This is a genomic window from Thioalkalivibrio sp. ALE11 (assembly GCF_000381205.1).
Taxonomy (GTDB): domain Bacteria; phylum Pseudomonadota; class Gammaproteobacteria; order Ectothiorhodospirales; family Ectothiorhodospiraceae; genus Thioalkalivibrio.
The window spans coordinates 316,613-336,413 of record NZ_KB906165.1 but is presented as its reverse complement, the minus strand read 5'-3'; the positions used below and the strand labels follow the sequence as shown (position 1 = coordinate 336,413).

The 19,801-nt window shown below is 69.8% G+C and carries 22 protein-coding genes; 12 read left to right on the top strand and 10 right to left on the bottom strand.

Translation table 11 applies throughout. The annotated features are described in order from the left end of the window. Nucleotides 1-4 precede the first annotated feature (4 nt). A complete protein-coding gene (locus F620_RS0103745) occupies nt 5-784 on the bottom strand; it encodes an inositol monophosphatase family protein (protein ID WP_019569500.1) in 780 nt (259 codons plus the stop codon). 133 nt (nt 785-917) lie between these two features. Between F620_RS0103745 and F620_RS0103740 the strand changes: the two genes are divergently transcribed. After that, nucleotides 918-1,235, top strand: coding sequence for a DUF2322 family protein (locus F620_RS0103740; RefSeq protein ID WP_019022725.1), 318 nt, complete (start codon nt 918-920; stop codon nt 1,233-1,235). A 1-nt stretch (nt 1,236) separates the two neighbouring features. Here F620_RS0103740 and F620_RS0103735 read toward each other — a convergent pair whose 3' ends face one another. From F620_RS0103735 to F620_RS0103725, 3 genes are read right to left on the bottom strand one after another with little or no spacing between them, the layout of a single operon-like run. Next, on the bottom strand, nt 1,237-1,836 hold the full coding sequence (locus tag F620_RS0103735; protein ID WP_019022724.1) for a histidine phosphatase family protein: 600 nt from the start codon (nt 1,834-1,836) through the stop codon (nt 1,237-1,239). A 21-nt stretch (nt 1,837-1,857) separates the two neighbouring features. After that, on the bottom strand, nt 1,858-2,442 hold the full coding sequence (gene ampD / locus F620_RS0103730) for a 1,6-anhydro-N-acetylmuramyl-L-alanine amidase AmpD (protein WP_019569499.1): 585 nt from the start codon (nt 2,440-2,442) through the stop codon (nt 1,858-1,860). Further along, the gene (locus F620_RS0103725; RefSeq protein ID WP_019569498.1) at nt 2,439-2,819 is read right to left on the bottom strand and encodes a co-chaperone YbbN; all 381 of its coding nucleotides are present in this window, start codon (nt 2,817-2,819) and stop codon (nt 2,439-2,441) included. The genes ampD and F620_RS0103725 overlap by 4 nt, the downstream gene beginning before the upstream one ends. Before the next feature lie 112 nt (nt 2,820-2,931). Here F620_RS0103725 and F620_RS0103720 point away from each other — a divergent pair, with 112 nt between their 5' ends. Then, a complete protein-coding gene (locus tag F620_RS0103720; protein WP_019022721.1) occupies nt 2,932-4,992 on the top strand; it encodes a UvrD-helicase domain-containing protein in 2,061 nt (686 codons plus the stop codon). Here F620_RS0103720 and F620_RS0103715 read toward each other — a convergent pair whose 3' ends face one another. Further along, a complete protein-coding gene (locus F620_RS0103715; protein WP_019569497.1) occupies nt 4,993-6,720 on the bottom strand; it encodes a potassium/proton antiporter in 1,728 nt (575 codons plus the stop codon). On the opposite strand from F620_RS0103715, the gene F620_RS0103710 reads away from it, so the two are divergent. Continuing rightward, the gene (locus F620_RS0103710) at nt 6,719-7,756 is read left to right on the top strand and encodes a lipid A deacylase LpxR family protein (RefSeq protein ID WP_019569496.1); all 1,038 of its coding nucleotides are present in this window, start codon (nt 6,719-6,721) and stop codon (nt 7,754-7,756) included. The two genes, F620_RS0103715 and F620_RS0103710, sit on opposite strands and share 2 nt — an antisense overlap. A 57-nt stretch (nt 7,757-7,813) precedes the next feature. Further along, entirely contained in the window at nt 7,814-8,416 is a 603-nt protein-coding gene (locus F620_RS0103705; protein ID WP_019569495.1) for a DUF502 domain-containing protein, read from the top strand. Between the two features lie 28 nt (nt 8,417-8,444). On the opposite strand, the gene ilvD is transcribed toward F620_RS0103705, so the two are convergent. Beyond that, complete coding sequence (gene ilvD / locus F620_RS0103700) at nt 8,445-10,301, bottom strand: dihydroxy-acid dehydratase (RefSeq protein WP_019569494.1); 1,857 nt, start codon at nt 10,299-10,301, stop codon at nt 8,445-8,447. An 84-nt stretch (nt 10,302-10,385) separates the two neighbouring features. Here ilvD and F620_RS0103695 point away from each other — a divergent pair, with 84 nt between their 5' ends. The 3 genes from F620_RS0103695 to argA all read left to right on the top strand — a co-directional run bounded on the left by F620_RS0103695 (nt 10,386) and on the right by argA (nt 12,698). Further along, on the top strand, nt 10,386-10,661 hold the full coding sequence (locus F620_RS0103695) for a heavy-metal-associated domain-containing protein (RefSeq protein WP_018869738.1): 276 nt from the start codon (nt 10,386-10,388) through the stop codon (nt 10,659-10,661). Nucleotides 10,662-10,676: 15 nt separating this feature from the next. Continuing rightward, nucleotides 10,677-11,210, top strand: coding sequence for a DUF192 domain-containing protein (locus tag F620_RS0103690; protein WP_019569493.1), 534 nt, complete (start codon nt 10,677-10,679; stop codon nt 11,208-11,210). A gap of 129 nt (nt 11,211-11,339) precedes the next feature. Beyond that, entirely contained in the window at nt 11,340-12,698 is a 1,359-nt protein-coding gene (gene argA / locus F620_RS0103685) for an amino-acid N-acetyltransferase (protein ID WP_081621739.1), read from the top strand. Nucleotides 12,699-12,716: 18 nt separating this feature from the next. On the opposite strand, the gene dksA is transcribed toward argA, so the two are convergent. Next, on the bottom strand, nt 12,717-13,118 hold the full coding sequence (gene dksA, locus F620_RS0103680; RefSeq protein WP_019569491.1) for an RNA polymerase-binding protein DksA: 402 nt from the start codon (nt 13,116-13,118) through the stop codon (nt 12,717-12,719). Between the two features lie 110 nt (nt 13,119-13,228). On the opposite strand from dksA, the gene F620_RS0103675 reads away from it, so the two are divergent. Genes F620_RS0103675 through murU form a run of 3 tightly spaced genes read left to right on the top strand, consistent with a single transcriptional unit; the run spans nt 13,229 to nt 15,760 of the window. Beyond that, nucleotides 13,229-14,014, top strand: coding sequence for a metallophosphoesterase (locus tag F620_RS0103675; protein WP_019569490.1), 786 nt, complete (start codon nt 13,229-13,231; stop codon nt 14,012-14,014). A gap of 7 nt (nt 14,015-14,021) precedes the next feature. Further along, entirely contained in the window at nt 14,022-15,053 is a 1,032-nt protein-coding gene (locus F620_RS0103670; RefSeq protein ID WP_019569489.1) for an aminoglycoside phosphotransferase family protein, read from the top strand. 8 nt (nt 15,054-15,061) lie between these two features. Then, nucleotides 15,062-15,760 (top strand): N-acetylmuramate alpha-1-phosphate uridylyltransferase MurU, encoded by a 699-nt coding sequence (gene murU / locus F620_RS0103665; protein WP_019569488.1) that lies wholly within the window; start codon nt 15,062-15,064, stop codon nt 15,758-15,760. Here the strand turns inward: murU and F620_RS0103660 are convergent. The 3 genes from F620_RS0103660 to F620_RS0103650 are packed head-to-tail and all read right to left on the bottom strand — an operon-like array spanning nt 15,745 to nt 17,747. Beyond that, nucleotides 15,745-16,221: a DsrE family protein gene (locus tag F620_RS0103660; RefSeq protein WP_019022714.1), complete on the bottom strand. Its 477-nt coding sequence runs from the start codon at nt 16,219-16,221 to the stop codon at nt 15,745-15,747. The genes murU and F620_RS0103660 overlap by 16 nt on opposite strands. 19 nt (nt 16,222-16,240) lie before the next feature. Further along, nucleotides 16,241-17,164, bottom strand: a complete 924-nt coding sequence (locus F620_RS0103655; RefSeq protein WP_019569487.1) for a hypothetical protein — start codon at nt 17,162-17,164, stop codon at nt 16,241-16,243. Continuing rightward, the gene (locus F620_RS0103650) at nt 17,157-17,747 is read right to left on the bottom strand and encodes an RNA polymerase sigma factor (protein WP_019569486.1); all 591 of its coding nucleotides are present in this window, start codon (nt 17,745-17,747) and stop codon (nt 17,157-17,159) included. The genes F620_RS0103655 and F620_RS0103650 overlap by 8 nt, the downstream gene beginning before the upstream one ends. Before the next feature lie 147 nt (nt 17,748-17,894). On the opposite strand from F620_RS0103650, the gene F620_RS0103645 reads away from it, so the two are divergent. Both F620_RS0103645 and F620_RS0103640 read left to right on the top strand, forming a co-directional pair. Next, nucleotides 17,895-18,353, top strand: coding sequence for a hypothetical protein (locus tag F620_RS0103645; protein WP_018869728.1), 459 nt, complete (start codon nt 17,895-17,897; stop codon nt 18,351-18,353). Between the two features lie 3 nt (nt 18,354-18,356). Continuing rightward, nucleotides 18,357-19,793 carry a hypothetical protein gene (locus tag F620_RS0103640; protein ID WP_019569485.1) on the top strand — a complete coding sequence of 479 codons (1,437 nt, stop codon included), beginning with the start codon at nt 18,357-18,359 and terminating at the stop codon, nt 19,791-19,793. The last annotated feature ends 8 nt before the right edge of the window (nt 19,794-19,801 follow it).

The window sequence follows — 19,801 nt, the reverse complement described above, 5'->3', positions numbered from 1 at the left end:
CGGGTCACCCCCAGGCGAGACGCTCGCGCAGGGTGGCGTGCAGCTCGGGGGTGCCCGCCGCCAGCACCGTGCTGGTGTCGAGGTCCAGCTCGCCGCCGGCGAGGTCGGTGAACGTCCCGCCCGCTTCGCGCACGATCACGGCCAGGGCCGCAATGTCGAGGATGTTCACGTCCGACTCGACGATGCAGTCGATGCTGCCGCGGGCCAGCAGGTGGTAATGGTAGAAGTCGCCGTAACCGCGGACGCGGTTGACCTCGGCGACGATCCCGCCCAGCGCGCTCCAGCAGTCGCCGCGCGCCGCCAGCGAGCGGAGGTTGCCGGTGGACAGGGTCGCGCGATCGACCGCGGTGATGCCCTTCTCCACGCCGATGCGCTCGCCGTTGAGCCAGGCGCCCTGTCCCTTCTCGGCCCAGGCGCGCTCGCCGAACTGCGGCCCGCTCGACAGGCCCAGAATCAGCTCGCCCTTGTACATCAGCGCGATCTGGGTGGAGAAGAACGGGTAGCGGCGCACGAAGCTCTTGGTGCCGTCGATCGGGTCGATCAGCCAGACATAGTCGGAGTCCATGTCCGACTGGCCCGTCTCTTCGCCGTAGAAACCGTGATCCGGAAAGCGCTCGCGGATGATCGAGCGGATCGCCTCTTCGCTCTCCACGTCGGCACGCGTGACCGGCGTGTCGTCGGCCTTGGTTTCAACGTCCACGCCGTGTTCGTAGTAGTGACGGATCACCTTCTCGGCGGCGTCGGCCGCAGCCTGCGCGGCTTCCAGGAACGGGCTTGCCTGCATGTTCTCGGTCCTCGGGGAAAAGCCGCTATCGTAGCAGGAGCGGCACGACGCGACGAACCCGCCATGATTGCGGACGGTTGTGGCCGGGCCGGGCAGCCCCGATAATGCCGCCGATTCATCCGAGGAGCCCGGCATGTCCAAAAAACTGCCCGACGTGAGCAATATCGAACGCCTCGAACTGTTCGGCGAGGACTACAACCCCACCGCCACCATCGAGAACCAGGAGGGGCAGAAGCTCTCCCTGCAGGTGTACTACCAGCTGGCGCTGGATTTCGGCGGGATCGGCCCCAAGGCGGCCAATTCCGGTCTGCTGATGTACGGCAGCCATGCCGACGAGGCCCGCGCCAACCCGGGCAGGCACCCCAACATCGACCGTCTGATCGACATCCTCGAGAACGACTACTACCTGTCGGTGAAGGCGGTCCCGAAGCGCAAGAGCAACGCCGGCTGAGTCAGTCCGCCACGACCCGGTTGGTGAACGCCAGCCGCCAGCCGCGGTCGGTCTGGCGATGGATCCGGGTGAGGCTGGCGTAGTCGCAGTCGAGCTGGAACAGGTGGCCGTCCGGTACGGCCATTACGCCGCCGACCAGCGCACGGATCACGCCGGCGTGGACCACCAGCAACACGTGTTCGTCGGACCGGCCGGGCGCTTCCACGCTCTCGGCAAAGGCCGCCGCCACCCGCTGACGAAACGCATCCAGCATCTCCGCCCCCTCCGGCCGGTTGTGCTCGGGGTCGGCGTAGAAGGCGCGGTATTCCTCCGGACGTTCCTCCTGCAGCTGGGCGCGGGTGCGGCCCTCCCAGGCGCCGAAGCCGATCTCGCGCAGGTCATGCGCCGTCGCCAGCGCCACACCACGCTCGTCCGCCAGGTGTTCGGCAAACGCGCGGCAGCGCGCCAGCGGCGAAGTCACGATCCGCTGCCATCCGGTCTCGGCGGCCGCGGCGCGCTCCATCTGGCGCCAGCCGGTCTCGCTCAGGGGGTCGTCGCAGCCGTGGCCGCGAAAGCGCTGGCCGCCGGCGGGCTCTCCGTGTCGCATCAGGTCGACGATCATCTACTTGCTCCAGGGGTGGATTCACCAGGGGGCGATGGCTCGAGGCTCCCCCAGCAGGGCGTGCAACCGATCCCAGTCGAAGCACGGACCGGGGTCGGTCTTGCGCCCCGGGGCGATGTCGCTGTGCCCCGCCAGGGCGTCCGCGGCGATCGCCGGGAAATGCTCCCGCAGCCAGCGGATCAGCGCCGCCAGCTCGGCATACTGCACCGCGGTGAAGGGGGTATGGTCGTCCCCCTCCAGTTCGATCCCGATGGAGAAATCGTTGCAGCGCTCGCGCCCGCGCCACGCGGAAACGCCGGCATGCCAGGCGCGCCGGCTGAACGGGACGAACTGGGTCGCCCGGCCCGCGCGATCGATGAACACATGCGCCGACACCCGCAGGTCACGGATCCCGGCGAAGAACGGATGCGCGGCCGGGTCCAGCCGGTTGTGGAACAGGGCCTCGACGTGCGGTCCACCGAACTCGCCCGGCGGCAGACTGATCGCGTGCACCACGATCAGCTCCGGCTGCATCCCGGCCGGGCGCGCATCCTGATTCGGGCTCTCGCTGCGCCCGGCGGTCGGCCACCAGTCGCACGCCCCGACGTCCTCGCCGGCCGCGCTCACGGGGCCTCCTCCGGCGGCTGGCGCAGGCGTGCCTCCAGGGCCTCGCGCAGCAGCGGCACGCGCGGCGGGGCCTGCAGCGGGCCGTGGTACTCGCCGTCCAGAAACACGAACAGTGCCGGCAGGTGAAAGACCTCGAACTCGCGCACCAGTGCGGTGTCGATCTCGGCATCCACGCGAAACAGCTCGGGCGCATCGCCCTCGGCGCGCCAGCGCCGCAGGGCGTCGCCCATCGCGTGGCAGGCGCTGCAGCCGGGCCGCGTGAACATCACCACGGCCGCCCCGTCCACCTCCTGCAGGCGGTGGTGGAAGCCCCCGGCATCGAGGGCCGGAAGGCCCCCGCTGGCGGGTGATTCGTCGACACGGGACGGTTGCGGCACACTGCCTCCATGACGTGCCCGCCGGGAGCGACGACAGCCGACCGGCGGGGCTTTATGATCAATGACGCGTGGGGTAGTTTACGCGCCCGCGTCCCGAGGAAGCGACCCGCCGGTGTCCGAACAGCTCAACCCCCAGCAACACGCCGCCGTCTCCACCACCGACCGTCCGCTGCTGGTCCTTGCCGGCGCGGGCTCGGGCAAGACCCGCGTGATCACCGAGAAGATCGCGCACCTGGTGGAAAAGCGCGGCCTGGACGCGCGCCAGATCGTCGCGATCACCTTCACCAACAAGGCCGCGCGCGAGATGCGCGAGCGGGTGCAGGGGCGGCTGTCGCGGGAACAGAGCCGCGGGCTGGGCGTGTCCACCTTCCACACCTTCGGCCTGCAGTTCCTGCGCCGCGAACTGGCGGCCACCGGCCTGCGCCCGGGCTTCTCCATCCTCGATCCCGGCGACTGTCGCCAGCTGCTGCGCGAGATCACCCACCGCGACGACACCGCGGCCGAGGTGGATGACCTGATCGGCCACATCAGCCGCTGGAAGAACGACCTGTTGACCCCCGACGAGGCGCTGGCCGAGGCCAGCCAGGCGGGCGACGAAGCCCCCGGGGCCCTGCTCGCGGCCAATCTCTACCCGCGCTATGAACAGGCCCTGCGCGCCTACAACGCGGTGGATTTCGACGACCTGATCAAGCGCCCGGTGGACTGCCTGCGCGCGGACGCCGAGCTGCGCAACCGCTGGCAGGACCGCATCCGCCACCTGCTGGTGGACGAATACCAGGACACCAACTCGGCGCAGTACCAGCTGGTACGTCTGCTGGTCGGGGTCAGCGACGGCCTGACCGTGGTCGGCGACGACGACCAGTCGATCTACGCCTGGCGCGGCGCGCGCCCGGAAAACCTCGCGCGCCTGCAGCAGGACTTTCCGCGTCTGGAAGTGGTCAAGCTGGAGCAGAACTACCGCTCCACCAACCGCATCCTGGCCACCGCCAACGCGCTGATCGCCAACAACCCGCACGTATTCGAGAAGCGCCTGTGGAGCGCGCTGGGCGAGGGCGAGAAGGTCGAGGTGATCGACTGCGCGGACTCCGACGCCGAGGCCGCGCGGGTAGTCTCCGAGCTGATGCGCCGGCGCTTCCGCCTGAACGCCGGCTGGGGCGATTTCGCCATCCTCTACCGCAGCAACCACCAGTCGCGGCTGTTCGAGAAGCTGCTGCGCGAGCAGGGCATCCCCTACCGCCTGAGCGGCGGGCAATCGTTCTTCGAGAAGGCCGAGATCAAGGATCTGGTGGCCTACCTGCGCCTGCTGGCCAACCCGGACGACAACACCGCCTTTCTGCGCGTGGTCAACGTACCGCGCCGCGAGATCGGCCCGGCCACTCTGGAAAAACTCGGCCAGTACGCCAACCAGCGCGGGGTCTCGCTGCTGCAGGCCGCGCGCGGGGCCGGCCTGGCCGAATACATGGACGAGCGTGCCCGGGCGCGTCTGGAACGCTTCGTCGACTGGGTCGACGGCTTCCGCGCACGCGCGGCCGAGGAGGCCCCGGATGCCCTGCTGCGCGCACTGGTCGAGGACATCGACTACGAATCCTGGCTGCTGGACAACAGCGCCAACCCGCGCGCCGCCACCCGGCGCATGGAACAGGTGCGTGAATTCATCGACTGGGTCGCACGCCTGGCCGGCTCGCGCGCGCCGGAGGCCGAATACGGCGACGACACGGCGGACGACGAGGACGGCATGGAACTGGCCGACATCGTCAACCGCATCAGCCTGATGGACATCCTCGACCGCAACCGCGATGCCCAGGACGATACCGAGGCGGTGCAGCTGCTGACCCTGCACACCGCCAAGGGCCTGGAGTTCCCGCACGTGTGCCTGGTCGGCTTCGAGGAGGAGCTGCTGCCGCACCGCGTGAGCCTGGAGGACGACGCCATCGAGGAGGAGCGCCGCCTGGCCTACGTCGGGCTGACCCGCGCGCAGCAGACCCTGCTGATCACCTACGCGCGCAGCCGCAAGCGCTACGGCGAGACCCTCGACTGCGAACCGTCGCGCTTTCTCGACGAGCTGCCCGAGGAACACCTCGACTGGCCCGACGCAAAGCCGCCGGACCCGGAGACCCAGCAGCTCACGGCGCGCGCCCATCTCGCCGGGCTCAAGGCCATGCTGGAGAAATAATCACTCCTTCTTCAGCAGCTTGAGGCCGACCCGGGTGATGCGCGCGCCCTCCATCTCGCGCACCACCAGGCGCGTGGGCCCGAGATCCACAAAGTCCCCCACCACCGGCTCGGTCTGCAGTTCGGCGCGCAGGAAGGCCTCCAGAGTCTCGCCCTGACGTTCCGGCGGCACCGGCGCGCCGTAGGTCATGCCCACCGCCCCCAGCAGGGCATCGCCGTTGAGGGCAAACTCCCCGAACACGCTGCGCTCGGTCAGGCGTTCCGGCACCTCTTCCTGCGGCACGAACAGACGGTCCAGGTCCGGCAGATCGGCCGGCGCGACCATGATGTAGAGATGGTCGCCGGCCTGCAGGTCCAGCAGTTCCAGGGTCTCCAGCAGCTGGCCTTCGCGCAGATGCGCGACCACCCGGGCCGATCCGGGCAGACGGAAACCGGACCAGGCCTCGCGCACCACCGGCGTGGTCTCCGCCAGCCGGTAGCCCACCAGCTCCATCTCCTGCTGCCCCGGGATGTCCAGCTCGGTGCGCTGGACCCGGGTGGTGGTCGGCGGCAGTTCCAGCCCCAGCCAGCGCGCCGAGGAGGCCACGGTCCAGCCCTGCACCATCAGCGAGATCAGCACCACGAAGAACACCACGTGGAAGAAGTATTCCGCCAGCTCCAGCCCCGCCAGCAACGGAAACAGCGCGAGGATGATGGGCACCGCCCCGCGCAGCCCGACCCAGGCGATGAACAGCTGCTCGCGCCACGGGAAGCGGAACGGATACAGGCACAGCGCCACCGCCAGCGGGCGTGCCAGCAGGATCAGCACCAGCGCCACCAGGCCCGCGTCCAGCGCCACCGGCGGCAGCTCCGAGGGCGTGACGATCATCCCCAGCATCAGGAACATGCCGATCTGCGCCAGCGCCGCGATGCCGTCGTGGAAACGCTTGATGTTCTGCGAGGCCTCCAGCGGGCGGTTGCCCAGCAGCAGCCCGGCGAGATACACCGCGAGGAAGCCCGATCCGCCCACCATGCCGGTCAGGCCGAAGATCGCCAGCGCCCCGGCCAGCGCGAACAGCGGGTAGAACCCGGCCGACATCGGCACACGGTTGATCAGCGCCAGCAGCGCGAGCCCGCCCCCGACCCCCAGCAGGGCCCCCAGCCCCATCTGCTGCACGAACTCGACCAGCACCACCACCCCGAAATCGGGCTGATCCATCAGGATCAGCTCGATCAGCACGATGGTGAGGAAGATTGCCATCGGGTCGTTGGATCCCGACTCGATCTCCAGGGTCGCCCCCACGCGGCTCTTCAACTCCAGCCCGCGCGAGCGCAGCAGGGAAAACACCGCGGCCGCGTCGGTGGAGCCGACGATCGCCCCCAGCAGCAGTCCCTCCAGCCACGACAGCCCCAGCCACCACACCGCGAACAGCCCGGTCAGGCCGGAGGTGATCAGCACCCCCACGGTGGCCAGCCCCACCGCCGGCTTCAGTCCGATACGGAAATTGCGCGCCGGCGTGCGCATCCCGCCATCGAACAGGATGATGGCCAGGGCCGCGGAGCCGATCAGATGGGCCAGGGTGATATTCTCGAACGACACGCCGCCGGGGCCCTCCGGGCCCAGCAGCATGCCGATGCCGAGGAACACCAGCAGCAGTGGTACACCCAGCCGCGAGGTGACCACGCTGGACAGGATGCTGCCGAGCAGGACCACGGCGACGAGAAAGATGATCTGACTGGAGAAATCCATGGCGCCATCATACCGGAGCATTCCCTGCCTCCGGCCCGCGGTCTCCGTAATCGCCGTCACCGCCCTGCTGTCGGGGTCGCTGGCGGGCTCGCCCGCGGCGGCCGAACGCGGCGGCGTGGATGCCCTGCATTTCGAGTTCGAGAACGACCTGTTCGCCGGCGAGGACCGCTACTACACCAATGGCGTGCGCGCCGGCTGGACGCGGCGCGGCGAACGGGTCCCGCCCTGGCTCCAGGACGTGGCGGACTTCTTCCCGCTGTTCGTCGATCGCGAGGAACGCGGCCGCCTGAAGACCTCGGTGCACCTGGCGCAGAACATGTACACCCCGGAGGACATCGAACGCGAGCAGCCGGACCCGGACGACCGCCCCTACGCCGGCTGGCTGTACCTGAACTTCAGCCTGGCCGAGGACCACGGCGACCGGCTCGACCGGCTGCAGGTCACGCTGGGGACAGTGGGCCCGGCGTCCCTGGCCGACCGCACCCAGGAGACGGTCCATGACCTGACGGGCGCCCCCGATCCGCGCGGATGGGACGCGCAGATCGGCAACGAGCCCACGCTGATGCTGGGCTACGAACGCCAGCTGCGCGGCCGATCCGGCCATCTGGGGAGCGGCTGGGACTGGGATCTGACCCCGCACTGGGGCGCCTCCATCGGCAGCCCCTTCACCTTCGCCAATGCCGGCGCGATCCTGCGCACGGGCCGCAACCTGCCACGCGATTTCGGCCCACCGCGGATCAACCCGGCACTGTCCGGGTCGCACACCTTCGAGGCGGTCGACACCGCCGGCGGCTACCTGTTCGCCGGGGTGGACACCCGCCTGATGGCCTTTGATCTGTTCCTCGACGGGCCGCTGTTCCGCGACGGCCCGTCGGTGGACAAGCACCCGGTAGTGGGCGAATTCACCGCGGGCGTGGTGTTCCACTGGCACGGGGTACGCCTGGGCTATACCCATGTCTGGCGCTCGCGCGAATTCAGCGGCCAGGCAACCGGCGCCGCGGAATTCGGCTCGCTGCACGCCACCTGGCAGTTCTGAACCCCGCCCGCCCCGGCGTTGTTACGATCGAGGCGTCGCCCCTTCCGGAGAACCCGCGTGCGCAAGATTTCCCGAACCTTCCTCACCGGCCTGGCCGCGATCCTGCCGGCGATGGTCACGCTGGCCCTGCTGTGGTGGCTGGGCAGCACCGCGGAACAGGTCCTGGGCGGCCTGCTGCAGGCCGTCCTGCCGGACCTGCTGTACGTACCGGGCATGGGGATCGCCGCCGGTGTCGGGCTGGTGTTCGCGGTGGGGGTACTGCTGCAGGCCTACGTGGTGCGCTGGCTGTTCAACTGGCTGGAAGGCCTGATGCAGCGGATCCCGGTGGTCAAGACCATCCACGGCACGGTGCGCGATGTTACCCGCCTGGTCTCCGGCGACATCCACCAGCAGTTCGGCCAGGCGGTGCTGGTCACGCTGCCGGGGCTGGAAGCGCGCGTCATCGGCTTCGTCACGCGCGAGGACTTCGAAGGCCTGCCGGACGCACTGGGCGGGGCGGAGACCCTCGCGGTCTACATGCCGATGAGCTACCAGATCGGCGGCTACACCCTGATGCTGCCGCGCGACCGGGTGGAACCGCTGGAGCTGTCGCTGGAGGACGCGATGCGCTACGCCCTGACCGCCGGGGTCTCCGCGCGCAGGGAGGATCCCGGGGCGTGAATCGGGTGGTGCAGCGCGGCGGCCGGCGTCAGCCGTCCTCCAGCGGGGAGATGTCGCGCACCGCGCCGAACGCGGCCGAAGTGGTCATCAGGGCATAGGCGCGCAGGGCCTGGGTCACCGGCCGATTGCGCGACTCGGGCTTCCAGGCCTTCGCCCCGCGGGCCTCCATCGCCTCGCGCCGCGCCGCCAGCGTGGCGTCGTCGACGTCGATGCGGATCTCGCGCGCGGGGATGTCGATCACGATGGTGTCACCCTCTTCAATCAGGCCGATCGCCCCGCCCTGCGCGGCCTCCGGCGAGACGTGGCCGATGGACAGGCCGGAGGTGCCGCCGGAGAAACGCCCGTCGGTGATCAGCGCGCAGTCCTTGCCCAGGCCCTTCGACTTCAGATACGAGGTGGGATAGAGCATCTCCTGCATGCCGGGACCGCCCTTCGGACCCTCATAGCGGATGATCACCACGTCGCCCGCCCGGATGCGGTCAGCGAGGATGGCCTCCACCGCGGCGTCCTGGCTCTCGAACACCCGCGCCGGGCCGGAGAAGGTCAGGATGCTCTCGTCGACGCCGGCGGTCTTCACGATGCAGCCATCCGGGGCCATGTTGCCGTAGAGCACGGCCAGGCCCCCGTCCTGCGAGTAGGCGTGCTCGATGTCGCGGATGCAACCGTTGGCGCGGTCGAGGTCGAGGCTGTCCCAGGCACGGTCCTGGCTGAACGCGGTCTGGGTGGGCACCCCGCCCGGCGCGGCACTGTACAGACGCTCGGATTCGGCCGCATGCCGCATCACGTCCCACTGTTCCAGGGCGGCGCCCAGGGTCGGGGCATGCACGGTCGGGATGTCGCGGTGGATCAGCCCGCCGCGGTCCAGTTCGGCGAGGATGCCGACCACGCCACCGGCGCGGTGTACGTCCTCCATGTGGTACTGCTGCGTCGCCGGGGCCACCTTGCACAGGTTGGGCACGTGGCGCGACAGGCGGTCGATGTCGGCCATGGTGAAGTTGACCTCGCCCTCGCGCGCGGCCGCCAGCAGGTGCAGCACGGTGTTGGTGGAACCGCCCATCGCGATGTCCAGGCTCATCGCGTTCTCGAACGCCTCGAAGGTGGCGATGGAACGCGGCAGGGCCGAGGCGTCGTCCTGCTCGTAATAGCGTTTCGCCAGGTCGACCACGCGCCGCCCGGCCTCCTCGAACAGCGCCTGGCGCGCGGCATGCGTGGCCAGCAGCGAACCGTTGCCCGGCAGCGACAGCCCCAGGGCCTCAGTCAGGCAGTTCATCGAGTTGGCGGTAAACATGCCGGAGCAGGAGCCGCAGGTCGGGCAGGCGGAACGCTCGACGGCCTCCACCTCTTCGTCGCTGGCGCTGGAGTCGGCCGCCTTGACCATCGCATCCACCAGATCAAGGTGGATCACGTTGTCCTGCCCGGGCGCCTGCACCTTGCCGGCCTCCATCGGCCCGCCGGAGACGAACACCACCGGGATGTTCAGGCGCATCGCGGCGAGCAGCATCCCGGGGGTGATCTTGTCGCAGTTGGAGATGCACACCAGCGCGTCGGCGCAGTGGGCGTTGACCATGTACTCCACCGAGTCGGCGATGATCTCGCGCGACGGCAGCGAATAGAGCATGCCGCCGTGGCCCATCGCGATACCGTCGTCCACCGCGATGGTGTTGAATTCCCTGGCCACGCCACCGGCCTGTTCGATCTCGCGCGCGACCAGCTGGCCCATGTCCTTCAGATGCACGTGTCCCGGCACGAACTGGGTGAAGGAGTTGGCGACGGCGACGATCGGCTTGTCGAAGTCACCGTCCTTCATGCCGGTGGCGCGCCACAGGGCGCGGGCCCCGGCCATGTTGCGGCCGTGGGTGGTTGTGCGGGAACGATAGGCAGGCATGATGGGCAGGTCTCGCGAACGTTCGTGGAAATGCGAAATCGTACATAATGCGAGCATCAATACCCAGTAGGGGAGGAAGCGTTCATGAAATTCGAGGTCGAGAACATCAAGTGCGGCGGCTGCGCCAGCTCCATCCGCAAGGGCCTGATGCAGGTCGAGGGCGTGGAGTCCGCCGAGGTGGACGTCGAGAACGGGGCCGTGGAGGTCACCGCGCCGGAGTCCGCCACCGACGCGATCCGCGAGAAACTGGCCCACATGGGCTATCCGGAGGTCGGCTCGGTCTCCGGACTGCGCTCCGCCGGGGCCCGGGCGAAGTCGTTCGCCAGCTGCGCGGTCGGACGCATGAGCGGTGACAGCTGAGCGCAGGCATCCGGCATGAACCATGACGCGGGGCATGCCCGGGGCCGGCCGGCCCCGGCCGTCCGCCACCGACATCCGGCACGGTGGCGGGCCGGCCTGGTCGTTCTGGTGGCTGCGGTGGCGCTGGCCGCGCCGGCCGCGGCCACCCCGCCCGAACACGACGGTCTGCCGGAGACCACCCTGGAGGTCGGCGAGCGGGAGCTCACGGTGGAACTGGCCGCGGATGACGCCAGCCGCAGCCAGGGCCTCATGTTCCGCGAGGCGCTCGCGGACGACCGCGGCATGCTGTTCATCTGGGATACGCCGGATCGCCGGGCGATGTGGATGCGCAATACGCTCATCCCGCTGGACGTCGCGTTTATCGACGGCGACGGCGAGATCACCAACATCGAGACCATGGCGCCCGAGACCACCCGCCTGCACTGGTCCGTGGCACCGATCGAGTATGCACTGGAGGTCAACGCGCAATGGTTCGCGCAGCACGGGATCGAGGCGGGGGAGCGCATCCCCGGCCTGGATGCCGCGCGCGAGGCCGCCCGGGACCGCTGAGAACCAGGCCGGGCGCCTGCTGACCATGTGCGCGCCGCCTCCGGAATCGATGCAGGCAACGGGACCGAGCCCGTGCCCGTCCGCCGCATCGCCCACATGTATTGGCCAACCGGATTGCGAGGGAGCCGCGTGAACCCGCCAGACCATCCAACCCGCCCGCAAGCCGCACGTCGCGCCCCGGCGCCCGGAGAGCTCGCGTGGTTCCGCGACGCGGTGCCATACATCGCCGCGCACCGCGGACGCACGATGGTCATCGCGCTGGCCGGCGAGGCCGCGCAGGCGGCGGAGTTCCCGGCCCTGATGCGGGACATCGCCAAGCTGCATGCACTGGGCGTGCGCGTGGTGCTGGTGTACGGGGCACGCCCGCAGATCGAGGCGCGCCTGGCCGAACGCGGCCTGCAGCCGCAGTACGCCGAGGGTCTGCGGATCACCGATGCTCCGGCGCTGGATGCCGTGCTGGACGCGGTCGGCCGCCTGCGGCTGCAGATCGAGGGTCTGCTGTCCCGCAGCCTGGGCCAGCCGGGCACCGGCAACGCACGCCTGCGGGTGGCCGGCGGCAACTTCGTCACTGCGCGCCCGCTGGGCGTCCGCGACGGGGTCGATTTCCATTACACCGGCGAGGTGCGCGGGGTAGACACCGCCGCGCTCACCGCACTGCTGGATCAGGAGCAGGTCGCGCTGGTCTCGCCGCTGGGGTATTCGCCCACCGGCGAGGTCTTCAACCTGTCGGGCGAGGAGGTCGCGACCCGCGTGGCGATCGCCCTGGACGCGGACAAGCTGATCTTCCTGACCGAGGCCGGCGTGCTGCGCGGGCCGCAGGACGACGTACTCGACCAGCTGACCGTGCCCGCCGCGGAGCGCATCCTGGAACAGCGCGACGATCTGCCGCAGGAACTCGCCAGCCACCTGCGCAGCGCGGTGGATGCCTGCCATGCACGCGACCTGCGCGTGCATCTGGTCGACCGCCGCGATGACGGCGGGCTGCTGACGGAACTGTTCACCCGCCAGGGCATCGGCACCCTGGTCTCGCGCGAGCCGCTGGAGCGCCTGCGCCCCGCGACCCTGGACGATGTCGGCGGCATCCATGCGCTGCTGGAGCCACTGGAGGCCGAGGGTGTGCTGGTGCACCGCGCCCGCGAGCACCTGGAGCTGGAGATCGACCGTTTCCGGGTACTGGAGGTCGACGGGCTGATCATCGGCACCGCGGCGCTGTACCCGTTCGGCGACCACGCCGCGGAGATCGCCTGCCTGGCGCTGCACGCCGAATACCGCGGCCACGGCCGGGGCGACCGGCTGCTGACCGCGATGGAAGATCTGGCACGCGAACAGGGGGTTCGCCGGGTATTCGTGCTCACCACCCGCACGGCGCAGTGGTTCCAGGAACGCGGTTACGCCCCCGGCAGCGTCGACGACCTCCCGCCGGAGCGCCGCCAGCGCTACAATCAGGCGCGCAACTCGCGGGTCTTCACGCGCGAGCTGGAGGGCTGACCCGGGGCAGCGCCGGGCTCAGCGGCCGCGGGCCTCGTCGCGTTCATGGGCCTCCTGCGCGGCCACGCTGAGGGTGGCGATGGGACGGATCTCGAGGCGCTCGAGGCCGATCGGCTCGCCGGTCTCCTCGCAGTAGCCGTACTCGCCGCGCTCGATGCGAGCCAGCGCCTCGTCGATCTTGGTCAGAAGCTTGCGCTCGCGGTCGCGGGTGCGCAGCTCCACGCCGGCATCGGCCTCGTGGGTGGCGCGATCGGAGGGATCCGGCTCCTGCCAGTTCTCGGTGCGCAGATGCTCCAGGGTCTCTTCCGACTCGGCGATCAGCTCGGCCCGCCACGCCTCGAGTTTGCGCCGGAAATAGTCCAGCTGGCGCGGATTCATGTAGGGTTCGTCCTCGGAGGGACGATAGCCGGGATCCACCATGTTGCACCTCCGGATCGTGACCCGAGCCACGGGCCCGCCACAACGGGTAAACCTGCACTAGAACACATGTGCCGGACTCAGTACAGACCGACAGACCACAGGGATCGAACATGCACGAACCGCTGCGCCTGATCCAGGTAACCGACAGTCACCTGGGGACCGAACCGGGCCCGGTGCGCGCGGGCTACCCGGACAGCGACCTCGCATTGCGCCACGTCCTGGAAACCGCGCGAGCGCGGGAAGGCCTGCCCGACCGCCTGCTGCTGACCGGCGACCTCGCCGAGAACCCGTCGCCGGAGACCTATGGGCGCCTGAAGGCACTGCTGGACGAAACGGGACCCTGGCCCACCAGCGCGCTGGCCGGCAATCACGACGACGCACGCGAACTGGCGGTGACCCTGGAGTCGGCCGGCCATGCGGTCCATCGCAGCGAACGCCTGGGCAGCTGGCAGCTGATCGCCCTGGACTCCTCGCAGCCCGGAGGGCCGGCCGGCCATCTGTCCGACGCCGAACTGCAACGCCTCGAGGGGGCCCTCACCGCGCACCCGGAACGCCCGGCCCTGATCGCCGTACATCATCCGGTGGTACCGGTGGGCAGCCCGTGGATGGACGGCATGGGCCTGACCAATGCCGACGCGCTGTTCGCCGTGCTCGACCACCATCCGCAGGTGCGGGCCTGCGTGTTCGGCCACGCGCACCAGGTGGTCGACACCTTTCATGGCGACGTACGCGTGCTCGGCTGCCCCGCCACCTGCGTGCAGTTCCGCCCCGGGGCCACGGAATATCAGCTCGACGATGACCCGGACACCGGGCGCCCGGGTTACCGCGTGCTCGAACTCTATCCCGACGGCCGCCTGGACACGCGGGTCGAGCGGCTGCCTGCGCCGCCCGCGTGAGGGCCGCATGAGCGCATCTTCGGTGCCGGAGGATACCCGCGCCACCGCCCTGCAGGCCTGGCTGGCGCAGCGACCCGGGTACTTCGAGGGGCTGCAACTGCTGCGCGCGGATGCCAGCTTCCGCCGCTATTTCCGCGCGCGACGCGACGGTGAGCCGGTGGTCATCATGGATGCCCCGCCGGAACGCGAACCGGTGGCCCCGTTCCTGCGCATCGCCCGTCTGCTGGAGGCCCTCGGCCAGCGTCCGCCACGCATTCATGACGAGGACCCGGACGCGGGTTTCCTGGTGCTGGAGGACCTCGGCGACCGCACGTTCACCCGGGCACTGGCCGAGGGCGAGGACGAGAAGGCCCTGTATCAGCGGGCCATCGACCGGCTGGCCGACCTGCACCGGGCCTGGCCACAGCGGCCTGCGGAGGCCACACCCGCGCTGGCCGCCTACGACACCCCGCGCCTGCTGGACGAGGCGCGCCTGTTCATCGACTGGTATGTCCCGGAACAACAGGGCCATCCACCGGCGGAGGCCGCCCGCGGCGCCTGGGAAACGGCCTGGACGCAGACCCTGGACGCCCTGCCGTACCTGGAGCCCACGCTGGTGCTGCGCGACTTTCACGTGGACAACCTGATGATCCCGCCGGAAGGTACGGGCTGCGCGCTGCTGGACTTCCAGGACGCGGTGCTCGGGAGCCCGGCCTACGACGTGGTATCGCTGCTGGAGGATGCGCGACGCGACGTTTCACCCGCAGTCGCGCGGGAGGCCCTCGCGCGCTACCTGCAGGCCACCGGGTGGCCCGATGAGGCCTTTCGCGTGCATTACCGGGTGCTCGGGGTCCAGCGCGCGATCAAGATCCTCGGCATCTTCACCCGGCTGCACCGGCGTGACGGCAAGCCCGACTACCGCCGCCACGAACCGCGCCTGCAGACGCTGGTGCGGCGCGGACTGGCGCACCCGGACCTGCAGCCCGTGGCGCAGTGGTTTCGGCGGCATCTCCCCGGCGATCCCGCGACTCCCGGACCCGCGCCGGAGGCACGCGCGTGAAACGGGCCATGATCCTCGCCGCCGGGCGCGGCGAACGCATGCGCCCGCTGACCGACGAACGCCCCAAGCCCCTGCTGGAGGCCGGCGGCAAACCCCTGATCGTCTGGGCCCTGGAACGCCTGGCCCGCGCGGGGTTTGGCGAGGTCATCATCAACACCGCCCACCTGGGTGAGCAGATCCCCCGGCGGCTGGGCGACGGCTCGGCCTTCGGGCTGAAGATCCGCTATTCGCCGGAACCCGCCGGCGCCCTGGAAACCGCCGGCGGCATCCGCCAGGCCCTGCCCCTGCTGGGCCCCGAAGCCTTCCTGGTGATCAACGGCGACATATGGTGCGACCACCCGCTCGTACCCCCCTCGCGGCTGCCGGGGGCCATCGAAGAACACGATGCCCCACTGGCCCATCTGGTGCTGGTGGACAACCCGCCGCAGCATCCGGACGGGGACTTCGCCCTGGGCGCCGACGGCCGCGTCACCACCGACACCGGCCCGGAACGCCTGACCTTCAGTGGCATCGGCTGGTATCACCCGGCCCTGTTCGCGTCGCTGGAGCCGGGCCGCCGCCCGCTGGGGCCGGTGCTACGCGAGGCGATCGCGCAGGGCCGGGTGAGCGGCGAACACTACCGCGGCCACTGGCGGGACATCGGCACGCCGCAGCGGCTGGCGGCGCTGGATCGCGATCTCGCGACCACGGATCAGGGCTTGATGTAGGTAAACCCCTTGCGCTGCAGGCGATACAGCTCGGTGATCCCGCTGGTCACCATCTCGTCGCGGATCACGTCGTGGAGATCGGCGCGCTCCAGGCCACGGGCCTCCATGGATCGCCGGCTGACCAGAAACTCGAAGCCCTGCAGCCGCAGGGTGTCGATGCGAATGGCGGTGGCGGTGTCCATGGAGGCCGATTCCAGCAGGCGCACCCCCTCGCCATGCAGCACGATGCGGACGTCGGCCGGCCCGTGGCCCGGGTCGCCCAGGTGCTCCTTGAGATAGCGCAGGACGTTGGAGAAATGCTCGCGGTCGCCGGAATCCAGGTGGTAGACGATCCGGGTGACGGAGGGGCCGGCGTCGGGTGCCGCGCCACCCTCCCCCGCGACCGCGACCGGCTGCAGGGCCGCCAGCAGCAGGCACAGGCCGGCCCAGCGGAGCAGCGGAAGCGTCCGAGAGGAGGGCACTCGACGCTCCCGCCCCGGATCAGACCTTGATGTAGATCCAGCCTTCCGCCTGACGACGGGCAGCTTCGGCCACACCCGAATCAATGCGCTCGGCCTGTGGCAGGATATCGATATCCTGCAGCCCCTCTTCCCGCGCCAGGCGGCCGAGGGTCTCGTTGCAGGCCGTAAACCGCAGTCCGGGGTGTTCCCGGCTCAGACTGTCGACCCGCTCCGGGAACGGGGCCCGGTCCGCGCGCAGCATGTTGATGGCCTTGTTGTGGACCACGACCTGGACGTTCAGCTGCCGGCCATCGCGCGCGGCCTCGTTGAACATCGCCTCGATGTCGTCCAGCAGCTCCTCCATCGCGACCCGGTCGGCGTCATTGACATGCAGAAGGATCTGATCGGTCTCGCTGGCTGCATGGACCGGCTGCGGTGCGGCGGCTCCGCCCGCGGATTCGGCTTCCGCCATCTCCGTGAACAGGGCACTGACGGTGTCGTCGAGCTCGGGCACCCCCTGGCCTTCGGACGCCGTCGCATGGGCTGCCGAGCCGGTCCCCGCCCCGTCCACGAACCAGCCGGCGTCCCGGGTCACCTCGTAACCGGCCACCGAGCCCAGCACCAGCGCCACGACACCGGCGGCCACCGATGAGAACCAGCCGGTACGCCGGGGACCACCCCTCGGCGAGCGGAGCAATCCCGCCCCACCGGAGCGGCCGCCGGCACCGCCGTGGTCATCCGCCCCGCCACGGTGACCCCGGGCCGGCGGTTCCACGTCCTTGTACGCCATCGCCACCAGCTCCTTGAGCTGGTGCATGTCACAGACCTCACGGCTCAGGTGCTCGCTGGAGGCGATCGCCTGCAGGGTCTGCAGCCGGTCCTCCGGAGAGAATTCGCCATCGACGAAGGCGTTGAGAATCTCTTCGCTCGGACGGTCCTGCGCCTTGAGTCGGTCTTCAGCCATTCTGGCTCCTTACTACCCTGAGTTGCGGCTCCTCTTCAGCGGGTTCCGCGGCGGATTCCGTCGCCGCTGTGTCCTGCGGGGCCTGCTGCTGTTCCAGCAGCTGCTTTTTCAGTTGTGCCCGGGCGCGGCTGAGGCGGCTCATCACGGTGCCGATCGGGACGTCCAGCACTTCGGAGACCTCGGCATAGGCAAAGCCCTCCAGGTCGACCAGCGACACCACCTGCCGGTGATCGCTGCTGAGCCGGGCCATCGCCTGGTGCACGTCCGCCACCCGGCGGTTGCGCTCGGTCTGCTGCTCCGGGCAGTCCTCGCAGGCCAGCTCCATGTTGTCGACGTCCACCGTGTCCTTCTGCCGCCGTCCCCAGTCGCGGTAGCAGTTGGTCATGATGCGGAACACCCAGGACTTCAGGGCATTCTCGTCCTGCAACGACTTCAGCCGGGTGAGGGCCTTCATCATGGCCTCCTGCACCAGATCGTCGGCCAGCGCGGCGTCGTGACACCAGGCATAGGCCATGCGGTACATCTGCGGCCGCAGGTCGCAAACCTGCTGGCGCAGCCGCCTTTGCGCGAACCAGGTCGCCATTGTTCTGTCTCCTCACATCCTGCAGGCCGTCTGTGCGGCCCTGCTTGTTCTTGTACCCTGTAGGACGCGGTCCCCGGGGACGCTATTCCCGGTTCCGGACCGGGTTGCCGCGCGCACGCGACACACTTCTCTGGCCAAGGATACGCAATGCCCTTCGATCCGCAACAGCTCGAGGCCTCGTTCGCCTTTGACCCGGACACCACAACGGACCTGCGCGAGCGCTGGGCGCAACTGATGACCGACGCAGTGTGGGCCGACCTCAAGACCGGCACCATCGGCGCGGTGCCACGCCTGCGCAAGCGCCTGCTGGAGCTGGGCGAAAACCTGCGCTCCCTGCTGTCCGATCGCGCCTGGATCCCGCACGAACGCGAACGGGTAAAAGGGGCAATGGCCGCCAGCCTCAACCTGCGCGACAGCCTCAACCAGACCGACCGCGCCGCCAAACTGCTCAACGGCGGCGAGGACTTCGAGCGCTTCGAGGCCGACTACCTGGCTTTCCGCAAGGCGCTGCTGGCGTTCATCGAACACCACGAGCAGCTCTGGGGGGACCTCCTCGAGTCGCTTTACGAAGACGCCCCCGACGACGCGGACACGGACGAGGACTGATCCATGGGCGAGGAGATCGGCTCGGAGTACTTCACCCCGGAGGACCGTGAACGGTTCCGCCGGGCCCTGGCCCACGAGACCGATCTGCTGCTGACCTGGCTGGACAGCCACCGGGATACTCCGCGGGGTCCGACCACCCTGGGCTTCGAAATCGAGGCCTGGCTGTGCGACGCCGAGGGCCGGGCGCTGGCGGAGAACGATGCCTTCCTGGAGGCGATGGACAGCCCGCTGGTGTCGCGCGAGCTGGCCCGCTTCAACGTGGAACTGAACACCAGCGTGTTCACCGCGGGCCCGGGCTGCTTCACCGCGATCCTGCAGGAGCTGCGGGACACCGTGAAACGGGCGGATCGCGCGGCCGCGCGCTTCAATGGCGGGATCCTGATGGCCGGCAGCCTCGCCACCCTGCCCCCGGAGGAGCTGGGCCAGCACCGCATGTCACCCCAGGCGCGCTTTCGCGCGCTGAACGAGGCGGTACTGGAGAACCGGGCGCGGCGGCCGCTGCACGTCGACATCCGCGGCCGCGAACACCTGCTGCATGACCACGACGACGTGATGCTGGAGGCCCTGGCCACGTCGTTCCAGGTGCATATCGGCTGCGCACCGGGTGAGGCGCATCGCAGCCTGAACGCGGCCATGGTCGCCAGCGCCCCGGTACTCGCGGCGGCCGGCAACTCGCCCTATCTGTTCGGGCACGAGCTGTGGGAAGAGAGCCGCATCCCGCTGTTCGAGCAGGCGGTGGAAAGCGGCGGCTTCGCCGACTCGGCCCGGGGGCCGATCCGCCGGGTCACCTTCGGCAGCGGTTATCTGCACCAGTCGGTGGGTGAGCTCTTCCGCGAGAACCGGGACCATTTCCCGGTGATGTTGCCGGTCGACCTGCAGCATCCGCCGGAGGATCTGGCCCATCTCGCGCTGCACAACGGCACCATCTGGCGCTGGAACCGGCCGATCGTCGGCACCGACGCCGGGGGCCGGCATCACCTGCGCATGGAGTTTCGCTGCCTGCCCGCCGGCCCGTCGCTGATCGACATGCTGGCCAACGCCGCCTTCGCGCTGGGGTTGATCGAATGGCTGCGCGATGCCCCCGGGGACGGCACCGCCCACACCCCGTTCGCCGAAGCCCGCGACAACTTCTATCATGCCGCCCGCGAAGGCCTGCACGCGCGACTGCGCTGGGGCCACGCGGACCCGCTCCCGGCCCCGCGCCTGATCCGGCACCAGCTGCTGCCGCGGGCCGCCGAAGGCCTGGAGAACCTGGAGATCGACCCCGGCGAGCGCGACGCGCTGCTGGGCATCATCGCCGCGCGCGTGGACAGCGGCCAGACCGGAAGCGTCTGGCAGCGCCGCTGGGTCGCGCGACACGGACGCGACTGGGCGGGACTCGTGCGCGCCTATCGCGGCTGGCAGAACACCGGCGCCCCGGTACATACCTGGGGCCTGTAACCCGAGAT